The 18,534-nt window shown below is 64.5% G+C and carries 21 protein-coding genes and 1 tRNA gene; 11 read left to right on the plus strand and 11 right to left on the minus strand.

Annotated elements, in window-relative coordinates; genetic code table 11:
- Window positions 1–86 precede the first annotated feature (86 nt).
- Window positions 87–485 carry a DUF4259 domain-containing protein gene (locus FBY31_RS17535; RefSeq protein WP_142043651.1) on the plus strand — a complete coding sequence of 133 codons (399 nt, stop codon included), beginning with the start codon at window positions 87–89 and terminating at the stop codon, window positions 483–485.
- 362 nt (window positions 486–847) lie between these two features.
- Complete coding sequence (locus FBY31_RS17540) at window positions 848–1,435, plus strand: DNA/RNA non-specific endonuclease (RefSeq protein ID WP_235013216.1); 588 nt, start codon at window positions 848–850, stop codon at window positions 1,433–1,435.
- An 86-nt stretch (window positions 1,436–1,521) separates the two neighbouring features.
- On the opposite strand, the gene FBY31_RS22865 is transcribed toward FBY31_RS17540, so the two are convergent.
- From FBY31_RS22865 to tmk, 8 genes are all read right to left on the minus strand, one after another.
- Window positions 1,522–1,689 (minus strand): hypothetical protein, encoded by a 168-nt coding sequence (locus tag FBY31_RS22865; RefSeq protein ID WP_160142480.1) that lies wholly within the window; start codon window positions 1,687–1,689, stop codon window positions 1,522–1,524.
- 243 nt (window positions 1,690–1,932) lie between these two features.
- Window positions 1,933–2,631 carry a hypothetical protein gene (locus FBY31_RS17545; protein WP_142043653.1) on the minus strand — a complete coding sequence of 233 codons (699 nt, stop codon included), beginning with the start codon at window positions 2,629–2,631 and terminating at the stop codon, window positions 1,933–1,935.
- Window positions 2,628–2,954 carry a hypothetical protein gene (locus FBY31_RS23070; RefSeq protein WP_200833393.1) on the minus strand — a complete coding sequence of 109 codons (327 nt, stop codon included), beginning with the start codon at window positions 2,952–2,954 and terminating at the stop codon, window positions 2,628–2,630. Before FBY31_RS23070 ends, FBY31_RS17545 begins: the two co-directional genes overlap by 4 nt.
- Before the next feature lie 6 nt (window positions 2,955–2,960).
- Complete coding sequence (locus tag FBY31_RS17550) at window positions 2,961–3,857, minus strand: hypothetical protein (RefSeq protein WP_200833394.1); 897 nt, start codon at window positions 3,855–3,857, stop codon at window positions 2,961–2,963.
- 462 nt (window positions 3,858–4,319) lie between these two features.
- A tRNA-Thr gene (locus FBY31_RS17555) sits at window positions 4,320–4,392 on the minus strand.
- A gap of 103 nt (window positions 4,393–4,495) precedes the next feature.
- Window positions 4,496–6,061 (minus strand): alpha/beta hydrolase, encoded by a 1,566-nt coding sequence (locus FBY31_RS17560; RefSeq protein WP_142043655.1) that lies wholly within the window; start codon window positions 6,059–6,061, stop codon window positions 4,496–4,498.
- Window positions 6,062–6,079: 18 nt separating this feature from the next.
- A complete protein-coding gene (locus FBY31_RS17565; protein WP_142043657.1) occupies window positions 6,080–7,222 on the minus strand; it encodes a DNA polymerase III subunit delta' in 1,143 nt (380 codons plus the stop codon).
- Window positions 7,219–7,875, minus strand: a complete 657-nt coding sequence (gene tmk / locus FBY31_RS17570; protein ID WP_142043659.1) for a dTMP kinase — start codon at window positions 7,873–7,875, stop codon at window positions 7,219–7,221. Before tmk ends, FBY31_RS17565 begins: the two co-directional genes overlap by 4 nt.
- A gap of 111 nt (window positions 7,876–7,986) precedes the next feature.
- On the opposite strand from tmk, the gene FBY31_RS17575 reads away from it, so the two are divergent.
- Both FBY31_RS17575 and FBY31_RS17580 read left to right on the plus strand, forming a co-directional pair.
- The gene (locus FBY31_RS17575; RefSeq protein ID WP_142043661.1) at window positions 7,987–9,177 is read left to right on the plus strand and encodes a trans-sulfuration enzyme family protein; all 1,191 of its coding nucleotides are present in this window, start codon (window positions 7,987–7,989) and stop codon (window positions 9,175–9,177) included.
- 9 nt (window positions 9,178–9,186) lie between these two features.
- Window positions 9,187–9,540, plus strand: a complete 354-nt coding sequence (locus tag FBY31_RS17580) for a DUF2516 family protein (RefSeq protein ID WP_142043663.1) — start codon at window positions 9,187–9,189, stop codon at window positions 9,538–9,540.
- 41 nt (window positions 9,541–9,581) lie between these two features.
- On the opposite strand, the gene FBY31_RS17585 is transcribed toward FBY31_RS17580, so the two are convergent.
- Window positions 9,582–10,427: a class I SAM-dependent methyltransferase gene (locus tag FBY31_RS17585; RefSeq protein ID WP_442858187.1), complete on the minus strand. Its 846-nt coding sequence runs from the start codon at window positions 10,425–10,427 to the stop codon at window positions 9,582–9,584.
- A gap of 115 nt (window positions 10,428–10,542) precedes the next feature.
- Here FBY31_RS17585 and FBY31_RS17590 point away from each other — a divergent pair, with 115 nt between their 5' ends.
- Window positions 10,543–11,289: a phosphoglyceromutase gene (locus tag FBY31_RS17590; protein WP_142043667.1), complete on the plus strand. Its 747-nt coding sequence runs from the start codon at window positions 10,543–10,545 to the stop codon at window positions 11,287–11,289.
- Between the two features lie 150 nt (window positions 11,290–11,439).
- Here the strand turns inward: FBY31_RS17590 and phoU are convergent, their stop codons facing one another.
- Window positions 11,440–12,102 carry a phosphate signaling complex protein PhoU gene (gene phoU, locus FBY31_RS17595; RefSeq protein WP_142043669.1) on the minus strand — a complete coding sequence of 221 codons (663 nt, stop codon included), beginning with the start codon at window positions 12,100–12,102 and terminating at the stop codon, window positions 11,440–11,442.
- Between the two features lie 207 nt (window positions 12,103–12,309).
- Between phoU and FBY31_RS17600 the strand changes: the two genes are divergently transcribed.
- The gene (locus tag FBY31_RS17600) at window positions 12,310–13,551 is read left to right on the plus strand and encodes a sensor histidine kinase (protein WP_142045511.1); all 1,242 of its coding nucleotides are present in this window, start codon (window positions 12,310–12,312) and stop codon (window positions 13,549–13,551) included.
- Window positions 13,548–14,228: a response regulator transcription factor gene (locus tag FBY31_RS17605; RefSeq protein WP_142043672.1), complete on the plus strand. Its 681-nt coding sequence runs from the start codon at window positions 13,548–13,550 to the stop codon at window positions 14,226–14,228. Before FBY31_RS17600 ends, FBY31_RS17605 begins: the two co-directional genes overlap by 4 nt.
- Window positions 14,229–14,316: 88 nt before the next feature.
- Here FBY31_RS17605 and FBY31_RS17610 read toward each other — a convergent pair whose 3' ends face one another.
- Window positions 14,317–14,880, minus strand: coding sequence for a hypothetical protein (locus FBY31_RS17610; protein ID WP_442858188.1), 564 nt, complete (start codon window positions 14,878–14,880; stop codon window positions 14,317–14,319).
- Between the two features lie 256 nt (window positions 14,881–15,136).
- Here FBY31_RS17610 and FBY31_RS17615 point away from each other — a divergent pair, with 256 nt between their 5' ends.
- From FBY31_RS17615 to cysS, 4 genes are all read left to right on the plus strand, one after another.
- On the plus strand, window positions 15,137–15,619 hold the full coding sequence (locus FBY31_RS17615) for a CarD family transcriptional regulator (protein ID WP_011690592.1): 483 nt from the start codon (window positions 15,137–15,139) through the stop codon (window positions 15,617–15,619).
- A 97-nt stretch (window positions 15,620–15,716) separates the two neighbouring features.
- Window positions 15,717–16,499 carry a 2-C-methyl-D-erythritol 4-phosphate cytidylyltransferase gene (ispD, locus tag FBY31_RS17620; RefSeq protein ID WP_142043674.1) on the plus strand — a complete coding sequence of 261 codons (783 nt, stop codon included), beginning with the start codon at window positions 15,717–15,719 and terminating at the stop codon, window positions 16,497–16,499.
- A 2-nt stretch (window positions 16,500–16,501) separates the two neighbouring features.
- Window positions 16,502–17,014, plus strand: coding sequence for a 2-C-methyl-D-erythritol 2,4-cyclodiphosphate synthase (gene ispF, locus FBY31_RS17625; protein WP_142043676.1), 513 nt, complete (start codon window positions 16,502–16,504; stop codon window positions 17,012–17,014).
- 9 nt (window positions 17,015–17,023) lie between these two features.
- Window positions 17,024–18,505: a cysteine--tRNA ligase gene (gene cysS / locus FBY31_RS17630; RefSeq protein WP_142043679.1), complete on the plus strand. Its 1,482-nt coding sequence runs from the start codon at window positions 17,024–17,026 to the stop codon at window positions 18,503–18,505.
- Window positions 18,506–18,534: the final 29 nt, after the last annotated feature.

Genomic DNA, 18,534 nt, shown 5'->3' on the forward strand with positions numbered 1-18,534 from the left:
TTTTGGGTCCCGAATCCCCGATTCTCTGATCACGTTCTGCCATATTGGTGCCAGCATGTTCCCGGCAACTGAAGGGGCGATGATCGATGGGCGCATGGGGCTACCTGCCGTTCGAGAACGACGACGCGCTGGACTGGCTGGACGAACTCGAAGCCGCCGGTGCCGACGTTATCCGCGGGGCGCTGGCCAACGTGGATGGCGGCTACGTCGAGACCCCGGAGGGCAGCGTAGCCATCGCCGCCGCAGACATCACTGCGGCCTGCCAGGGCCACCCTTCAGGGGACCTCCCGGAGAACGTCGCCGACTGGGTGACCGCCCACGGTCGCGAGATCACTGCGGAGGATGTGGAGCTGGCACTGGAGGCCGTAGGTCGGGTAGCGGGGGAGGAATCGGAGCTGGCCGAGCTGTGGGATGACGTCGACGAACCCGAATGGCGTGAATCAGTCGAAGACTTGGCGGAACGGCTGCGCACGGCGCTCCGGTAGGTTCCGTTGCCGGTCCACCCGTATGACAGGAGCCTGTCACTTTTGACTGGTATGGCCCGGGACGAACAACTGGTAGCCCCGACCCTGACCGCGAAGGACCTTTCGAACCGGGAAGGGTTTGACGAGAACTTCCTCGGCCCTGCCGTGCCTCTGCCAACTTTGCCGGACGTAGCGACGGTGCTGCTGCCGTACACGCACTTCTCGGTGCTCATACGGCTGGACAAGCGCCTCGCCGCCGTCACCGGCTTGGGCATCGACGGGGACAAGCTGATGGACCTGGACCGGTCCGGGATCAACTGGCGGCTGGATCCCGACTCGACGAGGACCAGCAGACGGGGGAGCGGGTCTATGCCCGCAATGACATCGACCGCGGGCACCTGGTCCGGCGGGCCTCCGCCATCTGGGGCGACAGCCGCGCCGAGGCCGCCCAAGCGAACGAGGACAGCTTCCACTACACGAACGCGGCACCGCAGGCGGCGAAGTTCAATCAGGGCCTGGAACTGTGGCTGGGCCTGGAGTCCTACCTGCAGAACCACGCGGCCGACGATGGCCGCCGGTTCGTGGTCTTCACGGGCCCGATCTTCAGCGACGTCGATCCGGTGTACCGGGGCGTGGAGATCCGGCTGCGCTACTTCAAGGTCGCGGTCTTCCTGCATCAGGGAGAACTCTCGGCTGTCGGGTACGTTGTGGACCAGACCCCGCAACTGGCCGATCTTCCGGGCGTACCCCGGCCCGGCGCCATCGATGAGGCACCGCCGCTGGGACCGTTTCGCACCTTCCAGACCCCCATCCGGGACATCGCCGAACTGACCGGCCTAAACCTGGGCCAACTCGTTACCGTGGACCGGATGCCGATCGCAGCAACCCTTGGGGCAGCACGCGTGGGCTCGACCTGGCGTGAGCTGGCGTCCACGGAGTGCCTCGATCTGGACTTCGACCTCAACGACTAAGCGCAGGGAAGGCCCCTCGCTACGGGAAGGGCCTTCCACCATACCGTTATCAGCGCGGGGGTATGGCGGGCGGCGGCAGCAGGGTTCTATGCTGCCTCGTCATCACTGGCTCGGGCCTCCGCATGGACTGCGCGTCTGACTTCAGCCCGCGGCTGGTGCCGGGCTTTGACAAGAACAATCAGCATGGTCAGGACTGTGACCGTCCAGGCAATCGCGGCGAGGAAAACCAGGCCGATTGCCACTAAGGGGTGCATGGCGAAAGTCTAGGACCGTGCCGCTTTGATTCGCGGACGCAACTCCGCAGCACAGGGCACGAAAAAGGTGCGCCCCGTTCGCTGAGCGCACCCTATTCGATTACCTCTCGCACCGGATCCCCATCCGTCTGAGACCATAATAAGCATGCTTAGCAATGTCTACGCAAGCCCATTCCGTATTCTTAGCGGAAGCGCCACGAATATGTAATCGAACCTGGCCGACGGCCAGAGGGCTCGCATTGCCTAGACGACTATTCTGTCATTGAGCTGCCTCCGCCTGGAGCGCCGGCTAAGTCCACTCGCCCAGAAGGCGATCATAAGTCCTGCCGTCGCAGCCCCGCCGGCAAAGATCCAGGGCGACGCCCACGCTCCTTCAGGAGTAGGAATTGCCACGGCAACCACCACGGCGGATACCGCCAGGAGTACGTCCACGGTCGCCAACACTGGTCTGGCCCGATAATCAGGGCTGGCCAGCCGGATGAGGGGAATGGCCGGCAGGAGGAACAGGCCGACGCTGAAGATCACGAAGATGGCATTGAAGGTGAAGATCACCAGTCCCAGCACCAGTAGACCGACGAACTTCAGCAGCTGGCCAACCCGAAGCGGATTATCCGGTGTCCACCGGCTCAGTAACAGTCCCCAGGCCGGTAGGCCGAGCAGCCATCCGCCGGCCCAGAAGCCTAAGTTCAGCAGCGCCAGGGGAACGAGCAGTGCGCCGGGAAGCAGGAACGCCACGGCCTGCCGCATCGATGGGAGGTCGCCGGTGGGAGCGAAGATGCAGGCGCCGATCAGCAGGTAAGCCACGGCGTACCAAGGGAGCAGCTGGATTATGGGATCGGCCAAGCTGAACACCAGCAGCGTCAGAGCGGGGACCATGATGCAGACCGCGGCGAAGGTCCACGGCTGGCGGGCAGCCGTCAGTTCACGGTGGTCCGAATTCATGTTCCGACGAAGGAGCGGTTGAACAATTCAGGAGCCTCGACAAGTTCGGCCGGCTCGATGTTGAATTCCCCGGTAGTCACGACATCGTTGCCGTCCTCAGTCAAAACCCAGGTCACAGCTACAGCTTCCGCATGAGGATCAAGCGTCACGAGGACGTAGTCGTCCTCGTCGCTTGTCCAGGGCACATTGGGACGGAATGATTCTGGCGTGAGGACGACTTCGACGTTGTTCCCTCTGTTGTTCCACTGGACCGGGTAGCCACGGACTGCGACGTGCAGGTCTGCGGGATCGAATGCCGGTCCGTATGGACTAATTCGACGCACAACAGGCTAGACTACCTTCGCGAAATTCGCGTCGGCGGTCTCCCGATGATCGAACACCTCACAGTCGTGGAAGGTAACTATGAGATGGGGCTTGGCCACAAACCGATCACGGCTCACAACCCGAATGCCGGCGCCCGGAAGTGCAACGCCGAGGAAATGGCGCCGGCCGTTTTGTAGGTGTCCTAGTCTTTCTTGACGCCATATTGCCACGCTGTGGGCACGATCTTCATCACTCGCTGGCTCTGTACCGCCGAGGATGGCTGGCATGAAGACTGGGATGGTCGCCGTGGAGGAGGTCCGAGGCTTAGCAAAGCGTTCCTCCTCGCGCTTGTACAGGTAGTCCAGTACCTCATCCACACGAGCGACTCGATTAATGGGTCCAAGGACCTGAACGTCCAGTGTGATTGCTGACCGGCCTGCCCCGCGTGCCCTTTCTACAAGGGCAAGTACTTCCCCTGCCCTTGCAGGGCGCGTGTTGCTGGCACCTCGCACGTAGATTGAGCCGTCGTCCAAGTTGTCCTGCCTTTTGAATCCCTGGAAAGACTTGTGGCATGGAAATATAGTCTGGCCGTCTACAGGGGGCGGGGAGATGACGAAGAGAACTTCACTTTCCGCGTCGACAGGGAGTCGGCCTAGTTCGAATGCCGGGAACTGTGGCCCAAGGTAAGGGCGCAACCGATCTTCTAGTTCGTGGGCTTCAGTACCTCGGGGGATGCCACCGGCTTTCCCCTTCTCCGCCCCCACAACCAGCACCGCATATCCATGGAAGTGCCTAGCCGCGTCATTCGGTCGACGATTTGCAGCTCCCAGGAGAAACTTCGCTACCTTCGCGATTCCTTCGGCTTTGGAAAAACCGAGTTGGCTCTTCACCTCCAGATACGCTGCTTCTGCTTCATCGCCCACCGAAATTATGTGGTCCAAAATGTTGCGCAGTGCTCGCTCGCCTAGTGGGATCGTCCCTGTTTCCACGCGCTACTCTCCAGCCATCTAGTCCTGCTTTGACGGTAGCTGCCGTCTATGGATAGCTCAGGCGATGCTTGTAGGGGGCATGTCGGACTCTGAAGCCTTGGATAGCCAAGATCGTGCCCAAGCATGTTTCCGACGCCGAAACCCACACGAACTCGTTCCGCCTGTTCCACAACAGGTGGAGGATTAGCAGTCGGTGCCCAGATGCAAGTGAGCAGGGGAGCCCTAGCAGGACCGCTTACTGGAGCGGGACTAAAATTGCTTCACACCTACATAAGTCTGTTGAAGGAGAGCGAAAGTGTGCCATAAATGTGCCCTGAACCTAAAGAGGGCCTCTGGCTTAACCAGCGAAAAACCCCGGAAACCCCTAGATATAGGGGCTCTCCGGGGTTTATCCCGAGCTTCCTATCAGAATCGAACTGATGACCTTTTCATTACGAGTGAAACGCTCTACCGACTGAGCTAAGGAAGCACCGCATGTTTGCCCGGAAGAACCGGGCCCTTCATGCAAGAGTCAACTGTAATAGAGTCCCCGCGCCCGGGTCAAAATGGCCGGGGGTAAAGGGCTGAGGCCTTCAGCACACCGTGTTGTCGGCGGGGACCTGACCGCTCACCAGGTAGCGGTCAACAGGGTCCTCGATGCAGCTGTTGGAACGGCCGTAGGCGGTGTGGCCTTCGCCGTTCCAGGTCAGCAGGGAGGCGTTGCCCAACTGCTTGCGGAGCGAGGCGGCCCACTCCACCGGTGTGGCAGGGTCACCCGTAGTACCGATGACCACGATGGGAGCGGCACCCGTGTACTCCACCGGTGCCGGGGTGCGGAGGTTCTTGTACGGCCAATCGGCGCAGTTGGTGCCGCCGTAGGCGAAAAAGTACCCGAAAGTGGGGGATTCCTGCATCAGTTGCTGCTGTTCGGCCCGCATGGCTGCCGTATCGGACTCCATCGGGTAGTCCAGGCAGTTGATGGCGTTGAACGCGAACGTTGAGTTCGAGCTATACGTACCGTTGGAGGCGCGGTCGGCACCCAGGTCTGCGAGTCGCAGCATCAGGCTCACGTCCCCCGCCATGGCCGCATCGAGGGCCTGAGTGAGTGCAGGCCAGCTCTGATCGTTGTAGAGCGGCGTAATCAGGCCGCTGACGAACATGGTGGCGTTAACTACCCGGCCGTCCTTGGCGGTGCGGGGCGTCTGTTGCACGGCGTTGATGAGGTCACGGATCTGCTGTACTCCGGAATCGGCATTTCCGCTCAGCGGGCACCCGTCCTGCGTCAGGCAGCTCTCAACATACGCCCGGATGGACTTTTCGAAAGCACGCGCCTGGCCCCGGGTCAGCTCCTCGTTGCTGATGGACGGGTCCAGGGCTCCGTCCAGCACCATGCGGCCCACATTGTCCGGGAACAGCGAAGCGTAGGTGGAGCCCAGGAAGGTGCCGTAGGAGTAGCCGAGGTAGTTCAGCTTTGCGTCGTTGACCACGGCGCGGAGGATGTCAAGGTCCTTTGCGGAGCTCACAGTGTCGATGTGGGCCAGCACGGGCCCGGTCTGCTCAGAGCACTTGGCGGCGATGGCCTTACTGTCCGCCAGCACTTCCGCCAGGCCGGCATCCGTCTCGTAAACGTAAATTTTTGCCCGCGCCGCGTCGCGCTCGGCGTCCGTCATGCAGGTCACGGGTGCGGAGCGCTTCACGCCCCGGGGGTCGAAGCCCACCAGGTCGTACGCGTCGCGCACCGGCTGGGAAAAGTGTGTTCCTGCCGCGTCCTTGACGAAGTCATAGCCGGACGCCCCTGGTCCGCCGGGGTTAACGAGCAGGCTGCCTGTTTTGCTGCCCGTACTGGGCGCCCGCAACGCCGCCAGTTCAAGGGTTTCACCGCCGGGATTGCCGTAGTCCATGGGCACTTTGACCTTGGCGCACTGGAAGTCGTTTTCGCACGGCTCCCACACCACTTCCTGCGAGTAGAACGGCTCGAGCCCGGCCGGAGCGGACGCCACAATCGAGGGGTCGGCCTTCGCCGTGGCTGCCTCCTGGTTGCGGTCGCCGTCGTTCAGGAGGCTGCAGCTGGCCAGGACCATGGCAAGGGCCATGGCCCCGGCGGCACGTACTGCAATCACCCAGGATGGGGGGCGTGCGGGCAGGGGGCGGGCAGTCATCGGGTCTCCTTGGAGGGGCTAGATCAGGCTGGCTGCCATGGACTCAATGGTCAACAGCGGGGCAACGTTGGTGGTGGTGATGCGTTCACGGGCTTTGTTGATGGCGTCCATCCGGGCAAGTGTGGCTTCTGGAGTAGAGCGGCCGGCAAACTCCTCCAATTCACTCCTGAGCTCAACGTTTACGAGCTCCACAGCATTCCCGAGCTGGATAATCATCACATCCCGGTAGAAGGACAGCAGGTCTGTGAGGGTACGGTCCAGGGAATCGGTGACGGACCGCTTGGCGCGGCGCTTCTGGTCTTCCTCCAGCTGCTTCACCTGGCTCCGCATGGCCGGCGGGAGCGTGCCGGATTCGGGCGCTCCGAGCGTGGCCAGCAACGCGGCCTTCTCGGCGGCGTCGCGTTCCTCGTTGGAACTGGTGGCCTCTGCGGTGGCAATCTTTACCAGCTTTTCCGCCATCATCACCGCGGCGGTGACCCCGCGCAGTCCCAGCGGAAACCTCACCGTCTCCAGCCGGCGCTCCCGGGCCGCAGGGTCCCGGGCAAGCCGCCGGGCAATGCCCACATGGCTTTGCGCCGCCCGGGCCGCACGCTCCGCCAACGCGGGCTCCACGCCGTCGCGCTTCACCAGCAGGGCAGCCACGTCAGCGGCGGGCGGCAGGCGCAAAGCCACGCTGCGGCAGCGCGAGCGGATAGTCACCAGTACATCGGCGGGGGAGGGCGCGCACAGCATCCACACCGTCCGCGGGGTTGGCTCCTCGATGGCCTTCAGGAGGACGTTCGTGGTCCGCTCGGCCATCCGGTCTGCGTCCTCCACCACTATGATCCGCCAGCGGCCTGCTGATGGCCGGTTGCCTGCCGTGGCAACCAGTTCGCGGGCCTCATCGATGGTGATGGTCACTTTTTCAGTCCGCACGAACGTGACGTCGGAGTGGGTTTCGCCCAGGATGGTCAGGCACGCGGGACACTGCCCGCAACCGCGCCGGGTGACATCCTCCTGGTCGCAGTTCAACGCCGCGGCAAAAGCTTTGGCTGCATTCGAACGGCCGGAGCCCGGCGGGCCGGTAAAGAGCCAGGCGTGCGTCAGGTTTTCGCCGCTGGCGGCCTGGCGCAATTGTTCGACGACGGCGGCCTGGCCCTGCAGGTCTTCCCATACGGTCATGCGCTGCCCACCTCCGCGGCGGCCAGCAGGGCGTCCACGCGCTGGAGGATCTGCGCGGCCAGGTCATCGACGGGAAGATGCGCAGGAAGCACCAGGTAGGAGCCGGCGCGGCTGGCAGCCAGTTCCAGGAAGGCGTCCCGAATCCGCACGTGGAATTCGTCAGCTTCGGATTCCAGCCGGTCTTCGGCAGCATCCCCGGCAGTCCTGCGGCGGCGGCCCACTTCAGGGTCAACGTCCAGCAGCACAGTGAGGTGGGGCTCCAGGCCCGAGGTGGCCCAGGCATTAATGGACCGCACGGCGTCCTTGCCGAGGGCCCGCCCGGCGCCCTGGTAGGCAACCGATGAATCTATATAGCGGTCCGTCAAAACCACCTCGCCGCGCTCAAGGGCGGGGCGGATGACCTGGGTTGCATGCGCTGCACGTGAGGCGGCAAAGATCAGGGCTTCGGTGTGGGCATCGATGTGCCCCTGGCCGTGGTCCAGGACCAGGGACCGCAGTTTCTCGCCGATCGGGGTACCGCCGGGCTCCCGCGTGCGCAGGACAGTAAGGCCGCGCGATTCAAGGGCGTCCGCAAGCCGGGCTGCCTGGGTGGACTTGCCCGCGCCGTCCCCGCCCTCAAATGCGATAAAAAGACCCGCCCCTTGTTTGCTCACTGCACAAGCCTACCGATCCGCACCGCCAACCGCAGTTTGGTGCCGGTGCCATGTGGACAATGCAGGTAGCGGCTTTCGAGGCTCCGCGCAGCGAACAGTACGCTTTTCTCCATGAGTCTTTCCGAACAGCAAGCAGCGTCCCTGGCGGCTGAGACGGTTGTGGTCGCCGCCGGACGCCCCCCGAGGGAGCGGGACCAGCCGGTCAATCCGCCCATCGTCCTGTCCTCCACCTACTTTGGCACTGGTCCGCTTGCTGACGGCGAGCGCGGCTATGGCCGGTACTCCAACCCCACCTGGGATCCCTTTGAAGAGGCGCTCGGCCAGCTCGAAGGCTCGGAACTGCCCGGCCTCCTCTATGCGTCCGGTCTGGCCGCCGTCAGTTCAGCACTCTCCCTCATCCCGGCCGGGGGAGTGCTCGTGATGCCGACGCACAGCTATTCCGGATCCCTGGTGATGGCCGCCGAACTTGCCCAAAAGGGTTTCATCGAACTCCGGACGGTGGACATAGCGGACACGGACGCCGTGAGGGAGGCCCTCTCGCCCCGGCATCCGGCCGCACGCGCCGCTGCCATGCTGTGGCTGGAGAGTCCCACGAATCCAATGCTGGGCATCGCCGACGTGCCTGCCCTCGCCGAAGCCGCGCACGCTGCCGGAGCCATCGTGGTCACGGACAACACCTTTTCCACTCCCTTGGTCCAGCAGCCCCTGCTCCTGGGATCCGACGTCGTCCTGCATTCGGTGACCAAGTACCTGGCGGGCCATTCCGACGTCGTCCTCGGCGCCCTGGTCACGTCCAATCCCGATATCCGTTCCGCACTCCTTCATCACCGGATTATCCACGGCGGGATCGCAGGCCCGTTCGAAGCCTGGCTGGCACTGCGCGGGCTGCGGACCCTCGCCCTGAGAATTGAGCGCTCCCAGGCCTCTGCCCTGGCCCTGGCGGAGCGGCTCGGGGCCCACCCGAGGGTCGAATCCCTCCGGTTCCCGGGCCTCCCTGCGGATCCCGGGCATGAACGGGCGAAGGCACAGATGAAGGGCTTCGGCTCGATTATCTGCATCCAGGTGGCACCGGTGGGAGATCTCAGCGGCGCGGCCGCCGCGGACGCGCTGGTGCAGGCGCTGGAACTGTGGCTTCCGGCGACGTCACTGGGCGGGGTTGAATCCCTGATCGAACGCCGCCGCCGGCATACCGCGGAACCGGCCAGTGTTCCCGAAAACCTGGTACGGCTGAGCGTCGGCATTGAAAACGTCGAGGACCTTTGGGCTGACCTGAAGCAGGCGCTGGACGCGTTGGGCGGCTAGGCTGGGCTTGTGGACGGTGAACTGATTATTCGGCTTGTGGAACAGGCAATTTTCTTTATTCTTGCCCTGGTGGCGCTCGGACTTGAGCTGTGGGCCGTGGTGGACTGCGCCCGCCACCGGGCAAATGCGTTCGAAGCCACGGGCAAGAGGACCAAGACTTTCTGGCTGGCTCTGACAGGCGGCGCCGCCCTCGTAGGCGTCATCTCGTTTTTCAGCAGCGGCGGCGGCTTTTTCGGCACGCTGGGGCTGTTCGGGCTCGCGGCCGTCGTCGCAGCGTCCGTCTACTTGGCCGACGTCCGGCCGGCAGTAAAGGACGCTGGCCGCGGCGGCAGCCGCAACACCGGCCCCTACGGGCCCTGGTGACCTACGGGCCCGGCTGATGCCCCTGACTTAATCGGGCTTATCTACCCGCGGGGCGCCACTGCTTCCCAGCCCACCGTCAGCTCTCCCAGCCGCCACCGTGCCGGCCCGTCCTGCACCGGCCACCCGGCGTCGCGCAAAAGGCGGCACATGGATTGCCAGCGCTGCCGGTTGCCGAACGCTGCCAGCGGGGCGGATTCCAGCCAGAACCGGTCCATGGCCTGCATCAGGGCGTGCACCGGTTCACCGGGGACATTGCGGTGGATCAACGCCTTGGGCAGCCGCTCCGCCACGTCGGAAGGCAGGGCGAAACTGCCGAACCGGACGGAAATGCTGAGCGAGAGCGGCCGCTCGGCGTCCAGTGCAACCCACGTGACCCGCCGCCCGATCTCGTCGCAGGTGCCATCGATGAACAGGCCGTCCGCGGACAGCCGGTCCTGCACCAGCCGCCAGATGCCTGCCACATCCGCTTCCTCATACTGCCGCAGCACGTTAAAGGCGCGCACCAGCACCGGCCTGCCCGGAACAGGAATTTCGAAACCGCCCACGTGGAAGCTCAAGCCGGGCCGCTGAAGGGGCAGGGCTGCGCGGACGCGGTCCGGCTCGATCTCGATCCCGCACACCTGGACATCCGGCCGGACAGCAGAGAGGCGTTCAAAAAGTTCGACGGCGGTGGCCGGGGTGGCGCCGTACCCCAGGTCCACCACCAGGGGGCTTGCCGCGGACCGGAGCCGCCAGGCCTGCGGCCCGGTCAACCAGCGGTCCAGCCGGCGCATCCGGTTGGGGTTGGTGGTGCCCCGGGTAACGTTGCCTACCGGCCGGCCCTGCCTGCCGGCCGGGTTCCTGCCGGTGATGTGCGGGGAAGTCACCCGTTCAGCTTTTTGCACCACCGCCCAACCTTATCGTTGCGGCCTCACCGATCGTGCCGGGCCGCTTCGTGACGCTCGAGGGGCTGCGCCTGTAACGCTGGGCGGGCGGCAGCGGCGCTCGGCTAGGATGAAAATCATGACTTACAAGCTGATTCTGCTGCGCCACGGCCACAGCGAATGGAACGCCAAGAACCTTTTCACCGGCTGGGTGGACGTAGACCTCAACGACCAGGGCCGTACGGAAGCAGCACGGGGCGGGGAGCTCCTGGTTGAGAACAATGTTCTCCCGGACATCCTGTACACCTCCCTGTTGAAGCGCGCCATCAACACCGCCAACATTGCGCTGGACAAAGCTGACCGCGGTTGGATCCCGGTCAAGCGGGACTGGCGCCTCAACGAACGCCACTACGGTGCCCTGCAGGGCAAGGACAAGGCCCAGACCCTGGCCGAATACGGCGAAGAGCAGTTCATGGAGTGGCGCCGTTCCTACGACACCCCGCCGCCGCCCCTGGACGACAACTCCGAGTTCTCCCAGGCCCACGACCCCCGCTATGCAGATCTCGGCGATGCCCTCCCGCGCACCGAGTGCCTGAAGGACGTCCTGGTGCGGCTCCTGCCTTACTGGGAATCGGACATCAAGGAAGACCTGAAGGCCGGCAAGACCGTCCTGGTTACCGCCCACGGCAACTCGCTGCGCGCACTGGTCAAGCACCTTGACGGCATCAGCGACGAAGCCATCGCAGGCCTGAACATCCCCACCGGCATCCCGCTGGTCTATGACCTGGACGAAGACTTCCAGCCGGTCAAGCCGGGCGGCACGTACCTCGATCCCGACGCCGCTGCAGAGGCGATCCTGGCAGTCGCCAACCAGGGCAAAAAATAAGGCTTCGTCGAGAATCCCGCTGGCTGCTCGGTCGTCCCTCCCTTAGACGCAGCTCAGCCGGGATCCTGACTGCGCATTTGTAAAACGTACGACGGCGGGCCGGTCACTTTTAGTGACCGGCCCGCCGTGTCTTTTCCGCAGCGTTTGCTGTCAGCTGTGCTCGGTGGCGTTCGGCTGCCAGGCGCCGGTCACCAGGTAGGTGACCTTTTGCGCCACGGAGACGCCGTGGTCCGCAAAGCGCTCGAAGTACCGGCTGGCCAGCGCCACGTCCACGGTGGTGGCGGGCGTCTCGTCCCAATCCGGAGCCGCGATGGCCTTGAAAACGCTGAGGTGCAGATCGTTGATGGCCGTGTTTGCCTTCAGGATGTCCCGGGCCACCTCGAGGTCACGGGTCTCCAGGAGGACGGTGAGCTTGTCAGCAATTTCCTGGTCCAGGTCCGCCATGCTCTTGAACGTTGCCGTCATGGATTCCGGGATGACGTTCGAGGGGTAGCGGAGGCGCGCCAGCTGGGCGATGTGCCGGGCGAGGTCACCCATGCGCTCCAATGAGGCGCTCATCCGCAGGGACCCCACGATCATCCGCAGGTCGCTGGCAACTGGGCCTTGCAGCGCCAGGATGTCGATGGCCCGTTCGTCCAGGCTGTTCTGCAGGAAGTCGATGCGGGCGTCCGCAGCGATCACATCCTGGGCAAGATCCACGTCCGCCACCTGGAGCGAGGTGGTGGCCTTGTCCATCGCCTCGCTGACCAGCCGCGAGATCTCCACCAGCTGGTCACCAACCTGGGTGAGCTCTTCCTGAAAAACCTTACGCACGTGGGCGTCCTTTCCTTGGAACTCCCGTCCCGCCCGCACCCGGGCAGGAGGAATTCATGTCGCCGTTCGGCAGTCCAACTCGTTACTCTGCCAGTATCGGGTAAACGGTTGAGCCTTTGAAGATGAACGTTAGTTGAACCGTTGGCGCAGCAGCTCCGGACGTGCCGATGGCCGCGTGCCAGAGCATAAGGTGGAGCTGTGGATCCTATGCTCATCGGCCTGGTCGCCGGCCTCATTGGCCTGGCGCTCGGTACCTTCGGAGTGCTTGCCTACAGGGTCAGCGAGAAGCAGCGGCACCTGCTGGAGGTCGACGCCGATGAACCCGCGCTGCCGGCCGGTGCAGCCGAGGTGCTGGCCGTCGTCGGACGGGCCTTTGTGGTGGTGGACGCCGTGGACGGCGTGGTGCGCGCCAGTCCCGCCGCCTACGCCTACGGGCTGGTCCGCGGGCACACCGTGGTCCACCGGGAACTGCTGGACATGACGGCAGGAGTCCGGCGCGACGGGGTGATCCTGGAGAAACAGCTGGAGCTGCCGCGCGGACCACTGGGGCAGGGCACCATCATTGTCCAGGTGCGCGCAGCCATGCTCGGTGAGGAATATATCCTCCTGCTGGCAGACGACCGCACGGAGATCACCCGTACCGAGGAAATCCGCAACGACTTCGTAGCCAACGTCTCCCACGAACTGAAGACTCCCGTCGGCGCCATTTCCCTGCTCGCAGAAGCCCTTGAGTCCTCGGCCGACGACGAAGAGGCGGTGCGCCGGTTCGCCAAGCGAATGCACAAGGAGTCCGGCCGCCTCGCTGCCCTGGTGCAGGACATCATCGAACTTTCCCGGCTTCAGGGCGCCAGCGTCACGCACGAGGGCGGCCCCGTTGACGTCAACGCGGTGATTGCGGAGGCCGTGGACCGTTCCCAACTCCCTGCCGAAAACAAGAACATCCGCATCGTCGTTGGCGGCCGGACCGAGGGAATGGTCTTCGGCGACCAGGACCTCCTGGTGACTGCGCTGCGGAATCTGATCGACAACGCCATCCGCTACTCCGCGGCGAACACCCGGGTAGGCATCGGTGTCCGGTCCAGGGACGGCGTGGTTTCGATCTCCGTGACGGACCAGGGCGAGGGACTCAGTGCAGAGGACCAGGAGCGGGTCTTCGAGCGTTTCTACCGCGTTGACGCGGCCCGGTCCCGCCATACCGGCGGCACGGGGCTTGGACTCAGCATCGTCAAACACGTCGCCTCCAACCACGGAGGGGAAGTGAGCCTGTGGTCCCAGCCCGGCCAGGGTTCCACGTTCACCCTCCGGCTCCCTGAGATGGAGGGGCAGGACGGTGAGGAAGAGCTTCCGCTGCCGGCAGTCCGGAGCGCGTCCGGGCAAGGGCCGGTAAAGCCAGCCGTCACGCAAGTACCACGCGCCGCAGGCGCAAAAGAACGAGGAGCTAGCGCTTGAGCAGGATTTTGATTGTGGAGGACGAGGAATCGTTCAGCGATCCCTTGTCCTATCTACTGGGCAAGGAAGGGTACGAGGTGGAAGTGGTGGACAACGGGCTGGACGCCATCACCGAATTCGACCGGAACGGAGCAGACCTTGTTTTGCTGGACCTCCAGCTTCCCGGGCTGCCCGGCACGGAGGTCTGCCGCCAGTTGCGCCAGCGCTCCAGTGTCCCGGTGATTATGCTGACGGCCAAGGACGCCGAAATCGACAAGGTAGTGGGCCTGGAACTGGGTGCCGATGACTACGTCACCAAGCCCTACTCCTCCCGTGAACTGGTGGCCAGGGTCAGGGCTGTCCTGCGCCGCCAGGGCGAACCTGAGGAGCTGATCTCTTCCACAGTCCAGGCTGGCCCCGTGCGGATGGACATTGAACGCCACGTGGTCAGCGTGGGCGGGGAGCAGGTGCTGCTTCCGTTGAAAGAGTTCGAACTCCTGGAGATGCTCCTGCGCAACTCGGGCCGGGTGCTCACGCGCGGCCAGCTCATAGACCGTGTGTGGGGCTCCGACTACGTGGGCGACACCAAAACCCTCGATGTCCACGTCAAGCGGCTGCGAGGCAAGATTGAACCCGACCCCTCAGCGCCCCGGTACCTGGTGACGGTCCGCGGACTCGGCTACAAGTTCGAGCCGTAACGGTCCCTTGGAGGCGGAGAGGTGCGAAAAAGGGAGGAGCCGCCTGGCCCCTCCCTTTTTCGTGTCCGTGCTTCTGCGGGCTTGCGGCCTAGTGGGCGTTGCCGCCTCCGCGTTCGGAGGCGGTCGGCGACGGGGCGGGCGTGGTGCTCGGCGAAGGAGAGCTGCCCGCAGGCAGGTATTCCTTGTACTCTTCGAGCGTGGCGTTCAGGACGGGGACCTTGACCGTGTTGCTGACGTTGGTGCCGTTTTCATTGATCTTCACGTCAACCAGTGAACCGGGGGCGCCGCCGGTGGTACTCAGGATTGCTTCGTCCGAGCTTTCGTTCAGCAGCGTGTACGAGTTGGCCTTGACAGGAACTTCGGTCTGGGAGCCTTCGGCCCCGTTGAGCTTCAGCGTTACATCCTTGGAAGATGAGTTGTAGACGGCGCCGATCAGGCGGCCCGGCTCCTTCTCGCCCGAGGAAACGATGAGCATGTTCCGCAGCTTGAGCGGTCCGAGGTCGGTGTTGATGCCGTCTGAGGACTGGTACTGCTCGCTCGTTTGCTGGGGATTGGTGTAGCCGCAGCCTGACGCCAGCAATCCGATGCCAAGGGCGGCAGCCGTCAGTGCCAATTTGCCGCGCTGGGCCCGGTTCATCGCAATGGAACGCACGTCACGTACTCCTCGAGAGTCTTGAAAGAATTTTCAGGCATAGCCTATCGGGAAAGCTGCCCAAACGAGGATTCGGACCGGTCACATGACCCTTGGCAGCGCACGCGCGATGCACTATTATCCGCGTTCGTCAAGGGGGTCAAGGGGGTCGATTGTGCTGTTTTTCCGCGGATTTTCGCGGTTCAGCGCCCTTTTGCCGGCCGGTCATATGCCTGAATCGTGATAAACTGGTCTGCGGGAAAGGGGAAATGTCCACATGGTATTTGAGGTCGGCGAGACAGTAGTTTACCCTCACCACGGTGCTGCGAAAATTGAAGAAATCAAGATGCGCACCATCAAGGGCGAAGAGAAGATGTATCTCAAGCTCAAGGTGGCCCAGGGTGATCTGACCATTGAAGTTCCAGCAGAAAATGTTGATCTTGTTGGCGTTCGGGACGTAGTGGGCAAGGAAGGCCTGGAGCACGTGTTTGATGTGCTCCGCGCCGAGTTCACCGAAGAGCCCACCAACTGGTCACGCAGGTACAAGGCAAATCTGGAGAAGCTTGCTTCCGGTGACGTCATCAAGGTAGCAGAGGTCGTCCGTGACCTGTGGCGCCGCGATCACGACCGGGGCCTTTCCGCAGGCGAAAAGCGAATGCTGGCCAAGGCCCGGCAGATTCTGATTTCAGAACTTGCCCTGGCTGAAAAGACCGACGAGGAGAAGGCTGCAAGCGTTCTCGACGAGGTCCTGGCTTCCTAAGAATTGAACCCCGGTGGCACCCAAGTGCCGCCGGGGCTTCTTTTTGCCCGGATTTCGGTCCGGGCGGGGCAGGCTCCGGGGACGTAGGCTAGTCGGCATGAGTGAAACTCCCACCCGCCTTGTCACCGCCGTGATCCTGGTGGCCGCCGGCTCCGGGCAGCGGCTTGGCTACGGCATGCCTAAGGCGGCCGTGCCCTTGGGCGGCGAAACTATCCTGATGCATGCCCTGCGCGGGATCGTCGCGTCCGGCGTCAGCAGCCAGGTGTGCATTGCGCTGCCTGTGGGGGACACGGCCCTGCGGCAGCTGTGCGAGGACTTCAGGGAGGAACTGGCCGACGGCGGCCCCCTCCTTTCAATTGTCGACGGCGGCGCCACCCGTGCCGATTCCGTCCGGGCGGGCCTTGCTGCCCTGATGGACGGCATCGAGGCTGTACTGGTCCACGACGCCGCCCGCGCGCTGACCCCCGAATCCGTCTTCCACCGGGTGACCGACGCCCTGGCGGCCGGCGCGGCCGCCGTGATTCCCGCCGTCGCCGTTGTGGATACCGTCAAAACCGTGGCTGCCACCACCGGGGAGGACAGCGCATTGGCGCCGGAGATTGTGACCGGCACCGCGCCGCGGGAGGAACTGCGCGCCGTGCAAACGCCCCAGGGTTTCCAGCTCGGCACCCTCCTGAAGGCACACGAGGCTGCCCGCACCTTGGACCGGCAGGAGTCCGCCGCTGTGACCGATGACGCCATGCTCGTGGAAATGCTGGGTACGCCCGTCCACGCCGTCCGGGGCTCCAGCCAGTCACTGAAGATCACCACCCCGCTGGACCTGATCCTCGCCGAGGGGCTGCTGGAAGGGCCCCTGGGCGCCCGTTGGGTGGAGGGCTAGCAGTGGACATCACAACGATTCTTCCGCGCACCGGAATCGGCCTCGACGTCCATGCTTACGCGGCGGGGGACGCACCCCGCCCGCTCTGGCTTGGCGGCCTCTACTGGGAGGGGGAGCGCGGCCTCGCCGGACATTCCGACGGCGACCCGGTGGCCCACGCGGCTGCGGACGCCCTTTTTTCGGCAGCCGGCATCGGCGACCTCGGCACCCATTTTGGCACCAGCCGCCCCGAATTCGCCGGCGCGTCCGGAGTCACGCTGCTTGCGGAAGCGGCCCGGATCGTGAGGGCCGCCGGCTTTGAAATCGGCAATGTCGCAGTTCAGTTCGTGGCCAACCGGCCCAAGTTCGGCCCCCGGCGGGAGGAATCGCAACGTGTTCTCAGCGAGGCCGCGGGCGCGCCCGTCAGCGTTACGGCAACCACCAGCGACGGCCTGGGGTTCGCCGGCCGCGGGGAAGGCATCAGCGCAGTAGCCACCGCGCTGGTGTATCCAAGGCAGTCCGGCGCCATCGGCTAATCTGGAGCGGTGACCCTGCGCTTCTATGACACTGCCTCCGCCGAAGTCCGGAACTTCGTCCCCCTCGTCGAGGGCAAGGCCAGCCTCTATTACTGCGGGGCCACGGTGCAGGGCATGCCCCACGTTGGCCACATCCGCTCCGCCATTGCATTCGACCAGCTCACCCGCTGGCTCCAATACCGGGGCCTTCGGGTCACTGTGGTCCGGAACGTCACCGACATCGACGACAAGATCCTGGCGAAGTCCGAAGCATCGTTCGCGCCGGACTTCAGCCCGGAACCCGGCGAAGTTGCAGGGGAAGAATGGTGGGCCCTCGCTTACCGCTACGAGCAGGAATTCCTGAAGGCCTATGACGCCCTGGGCGTCTCCCGGCCCACGTATGAACCCCGCGCCACCGGCCATATCCCGGAGATGCACGCGCTCATCCAGCAACTGATCGAGCGCGGCCACGCCTACCCGGCCCTGGACGAGTCCGGGGACGTGTACTTTGATGTCCGTTCCTGGAGCAAATACGGCTCCCTCACACGGCAGAACATCGATGACATGCAGGCGGCGCCGGACGCAGACCCGCGGGGTAAGAAGGACCCCCGCGACTTCGCCCTGTGGAAGGGTTCCAAAGCCGGAGAACCGCCGACGGCGAGCTGGGCCTCCCCTTGGGGAGCGGGCCGGCCCGGCTGGCACCTTGAGTGCTCCGCCATGGTCACCAAATACCTGGGCACCGAGTTTGATATCCACGGCGGCGGCCTGGACCTGCGGTTCCCGCACCATGAAAACGAGCTGGCCCAGTCCCAGGCGGCAGGCCACTCGTTCGCCAACTTCTGGATGCACAACGGCATGGTCACCTATGAGGGCGAAAAGATGTCCAAGTCCATCGGAAACACCGTCAGCCCTGCCGAGATGCTGGAACTGGCCCCACCCCGCGTGGTCCGCTACTACCTCGGCCAGGCGCACTACCGCTCAGTCCTGGATTACCGCCCCACCTCTCTTCAGGAAGCCGCAGCCGCCGTCGAACGCATTGACGGTTTTATCGCGAAAGCCGCCGCCCGGTCCGGCGATGGCGCGGACCGGGCCGAGGGCAGTCCCGCCGCGGCCACCTTCGGTACATCTGATGAGGCAGTCCGCACATTTTCCGAGGCGATGGACGACGACCTTAATGTTCCCCGCGCACTCGCGGCACTTCACGAGACCGTCCGTGCCGGGAACACCGCCCTCGCCGAAGGCGACGATGCCTCAGCCCGGCACGCCTTGGATGCTGTGATGATCATGACCGGGGTCCTCGGACTCAACGACGTGGCCGGAACGGATGCAGGCAACAGCAAGGAAGCAGCCGCTTTGGACGTCCTCGTGCAGGCGCAGCTGGAAGCCCGCGCTGCGGCGCGCGCCGAAAAGAACTGGGCCGCATCCGATGCCATTCGGAACACCCTGGCGGCAGCCGGCGTCGTGGTGGAGGACGGCCCGGACGGGGCAACCTGGAGCCTTAAGCGCGACTGAGCCGCAACCCCGCCCGGGTACGTCCACGA

The sequence above is a fragment of the Arthrobacter sp. SLBN-100 genome (assembly GCF_006715305.1).
Taxonomy (GTDB): Bacteria; Actinomycetota; Actinomycetes; order Actinomycetales; family Micrococcaceae; genus Arthrobacter.

Coding starts and splice junctions, on each gene's coding strand:
- FBY31_RS17560 (WP_142043655.1), bottom strand. CDS start 6,061: ATGACTGCCCGCCCCCTGCCCGCACGCCCCCCATCCTGGGTGATTGCA.
- FBY31_RS22865 (WP_160142480.1), bottom strand. CDS start 1,689: ATGCACCCCTTAGTGGCAATCGGCCTGGTTTTCCTCGCCGCGATTGCC.
- FBY31_RS17590 (WP_142043667.1), top strand. CDS start 10,543: ATGACTTACAAGCTGATTCTGCTGCGCCACGGCCACAGCGAATGGAAC.
- FBY31_RS17545 (WP_142043653.1), bottom strand. CDS start 2,631: ATGAATTCGGACCACCGTGAACTGACGGCTGCCCGCCAGCCGTGGACC.
- FBY31_RS17615 (WP_011690592.1), top strand. CDS start 15,137: ATGGTATTTGAGGTCGGCGAGACAGTAGTTTACCCTCACCACGGTGCT.
- FBY31_RS17535 (WP_142043651.1), top strand. CDS start 87: ATGGGCGCATGGGGCTACCTGCCGTTCGAGAACGACGACGCGCTGGAC.
- ispD (WP_142043674.1), top strand. CDS start 15,717: ATGAGTGAAACTCCCACCCGCCTTGTCACCGCCGTGATCCTGGTGGCC.
- FBY31_RS17565 (WP_142043657.1), bottom strand. CDS start 7,222: ATGACCGTATGGGAAGACCTGCAGGGCCAGGCCGCCGTCGTCGAACAA.
- FBY31_RS17575 (WP_142043661.1), top strand. CDS start 7,987: ATGAGTCTTTCCGAACAGCAAGCAGCGTCCCTGGCGGCTGAGACGGTT.
- FBY31_RS17600 (WP_142045511.1), top strand. CDS start 12,310: ATGCTCATCGGCCTGGTCGCCGGCCTCATTGGCCTGGCGCTCGGTACC.